This window comes from Gordonia marina, assembly GCF_052036135.1.
GTDB lineage: Bacteria > Actinomycetota > Actinomycetes > Mycobacteriales > Mycobacteriaceae > Gordonia.
Genome location: NZ_JBPSDN010000074.1, coordinates 1 through 3,145 on the forward strand (window position 1 = coordinate 1; position 3,145 = coordinate 3,145).

A 3,145-nucleotide genomic window follows, 5' to 3' on the forward strand; every position below is an offset into this window, starting at 1 on the left:
GGACCGCCGCCACCTTCTCCTCCGGGCTGTAGCGCCGCGTCTGCGGCTTCCCGGGAACCTGTTCCTTCGGCATGTACTCATCCTCGTTTCCAAGGTCACGAGCCTCCAAAGAACCCAGTGCGGTTCAAGTCTCTGACGATGGTGTGGCTGGCCAAATGGATTCGCGAGAACCAGCCCGACGCGCGGGTGCTGCTGATCACTGACCGCACCGAGCTCGACGAGCAGATCGAGAAGGTCTTCGGTGGCGTCAACGAGCAGATCTACCGCACCAAGAGCGGCGCCGACCTGATCAGCACGCTCAACGCCAGCGAGCAGTGGCTGATCTGCTCCTTGGTACACAAGTTCCGCGCCGCCGACAGCAACACTGACGATGACGACGTGACCGCCGAGTTCATCAAAGAGCTGCACGCGACCATCCCAAAGGACTTCAAGGCCAAGGGCAACATCTTCGTCTTCGTCGACGAAGCTCACCGCACCCAGTCCGGCAAGATGCATACGGCTATGAAGGCGCTGTTGCCGGACGCGATGTTCATCGGCTTCACCGGCACGCCACTCCTCAAGGCCGACAAGGCCACCAGTATCGAAACGTTCGGCTCGTTCATCCACACCTACAAGTTCGACGAAGCCGTCGCCGACGGCGTGGTGCTCGACCTGCAGTACGAAGCCCGCAACATCGACCAGCAGCTCACCAGTCCCGAACAGGTCGACAAGTGGTTTGAGGTCAAGACCAAAGGCATGACCGACCTGTCTAAGGCCGAACTGAAGAAGCGCTGGGGCACCATGCAGAAGGTCGTCTCCAGCGAACCCCGAGCTAAGCAGATCGTCAACGACATCTTGCTCGACATGGAGACCAAACCCCGCCTGATGGACGGGCGCGGCAACGCCATGCTCGTCGGCTCCAGCATCTACCAAGCCTGCAAGTTCTACGAGATGTCCGTCGCGGCCGGCTTCAAGGGCAAGTGCGCCATCGTCACCAGCTACACCCCGAACGTCAGCGACATCGCCAAAGAAGACTCCGGCGCGGGCAAGACCGAGAAGATCCGCCAGTACGACATCTACCGCAAGATGCTGGCTGACTACTTCGACGAACCCGAAGACACAGCTGTGAACAAGGTCGAAGAGTTCGAGCAGGCCGTCAAGCGCCAGTTCATTGAGAACCCCGGCCAGATGCGACTGCTGATCGTGGTCGACAAGCTGCTGACCGGCTTCGACGCGCCAAGCGCCACCTACCTGTATATCGACAAGAAGATGCGTGACCACGGGCTGTTCCAGGCGATCTGCCGAGTCAACCGTCTCGACGGTGACGACAAGGACTACGGCTACATCGTCGACTACCAAGACCTGTTCAATTCCATCGAGGACGCGGTAGGTGACTACACGTCGGGGGCGCTGGACGGCTACGAGAAGAAGGACATCGAGGGGCTCCTCTCGGACCGTATCGACAAGGCCCGCGAGAACCTTGACGAGGCACTCGAACGCATTCGTGCCCTCGTCGAACCCGTTGCGCCGCCGAAGAACACACTGCAATACCAGCAGTACTTCTGCGCCGCCCAGCAGGGCAATGCCGACCAACTCAAGGCGAACGAACCGAAGCGCGTCGAGTTGTACAAGGCGGTTGCGGCCGTCACCCGTGCCTACGCCAACCTCGCCAACGATATGACCGCCGCCGGCTACAGCGTGGCCGAGGCTGCGGCGATCCAGAACGAGATCGCCCACTACGTCGACGTGCGCGCCGAGGTGAAGCTCGGGGCAGGTGAGGACGTCGACTTCAAGCAGTACGAAGCAGGTATGCGCTTCCTACTCGACACCTACATCCAGGCCGGGGCCTCCGAAGTCGTATCCAACTTCGAAGACACCGGATTGATCGACCTGATCGTCAAACTCGGCGCTGGGGCGATCGACAAGCTTCCCGAGGGGATCAAGAGCAACCCCGAAGCAGTCGCCGAGACGATCACCAACAACATGCGCAAGGTGATCATCGACGAGCGCGCGATGAACCCCAAGTACTACGACAAGATGAGCCAACTGCTCGACGCCATCATCGAACAGCGCCGCCAGGAGGCCATCGACTACCAGGAATACCTGGCCAAGCTACTCGACGCCGCCAAGCAGCTCGGCACCAAGGAGTCCGACACCCAGTACCCCGACTGGGCCGACAACGGCGCCCGCCGTGCACTGGTCGACTTCGGCTGGCCCGATCCGACCATCCCAATCCAGGTAGATACGGCGATCTTGACCAGCAAGCCGCACGACTGGGTCGGTAACTCCATGAAGGAGAAGGTTGTCAGGCGAGCTATCAGCCGAACACTGCCCGACGGATTCGACCGACTCGATGAACTATTTGAACTGGTGAAGGCGCGCGATGAGTACCGCTAACGCCTACCTCACCGTCCGCGGCATCGACATCGACGTCATCTACAAGGACATCAAGAACCTGCACATCGGCGTCTACCCACCAATGGGCCGCGTGCGCGTTGCCGCACCAACACGACTTGACGACGATGCGGTGCGCCTGGCAGTCATCCAGCGCCTGCCGTGGATCAAGCGGCAGCGCGACAAGCTGCGCTCCGCCGAGCGCCAGTCCGAACGGGAGATGATCACCGGCGAGTCGCACTATGTGTGGGGTGTCCGTCGTCGGCTCAAGGTAGTCGAACGGCCGGGCAGGGCACATTTCGAGATCGACGGGGGACGACTCGTCCTCTATGTGCCTGCCGACACCCCGGCCGAGAAGCGACGCGACCATCTCGACAAGTGGTATCGCGACCAACTTCGCCAAGCAATCCCCGACCTCATCACCAAGTGGGAGCAGGCGCTCGGCGCGACTGTGCCGAAGTGGACGATCCGTCGCATGAAGACCAAATGGGGCTCCTGCAACCGTGAAACCCAGCACATCTGGTTCAACGCCGAACTCGCCAAGAAACACCCCGACTGCCTGGAATACATCGTCGTCCACGAGATGACGCACTACTTCGAACGCAACCATGGCGAGAGGTTCACCAGCCTGATGGATCAGCACTTGGCGGTGTCATACCGTCGTAGCAACACTGCAGGCCACGAGGGGTTGCGGGTAGCGCGGTAGGAGACCCTGGGTGGGGCTGGGACGGATGATGTTGACGGTGGCGGACCGGACGGAGATCGCGGTCGG

General features: G+C 61.1%; 2 protein-coding genes. Both read left to right on the forward strand.

The window, feature by feature from the left end; all coding sequences use genetic code 11:
• Positions 1 to 138: 138 nt before the first annotated feature.
• Positions 139 to 2,376, forward strand: coding sequence for a type I restriction endonuclease subunit R (locus ACSEEN_RS21255; RefSeq protein ID WP_440714242.1), 2,238 nt, complete (start codon positions 139 to 141; stop codon positions 2,374 to 2,376).
• Positions 2,363 to 3,079 carry a M48 family metallopeptidase gene (locus ACSEEN_RS21260; RefSeq protein WP_440714243.1) on the forward strand — a complete coding sequence of 239 codons (717 nt, stop codon included), beginning with the start codon at positions 2,363 to 2,365 and terminating at the stop codon, positions 3,077 to 3,079. The genes ACSEEN_RS21255 and ACSEEN_RS21260 overlap by 14 nt, the downstream gene beginning before the upstream one ends.
• Positions 3,080 to 3,145: the final 66 nt, after the last annotated feature.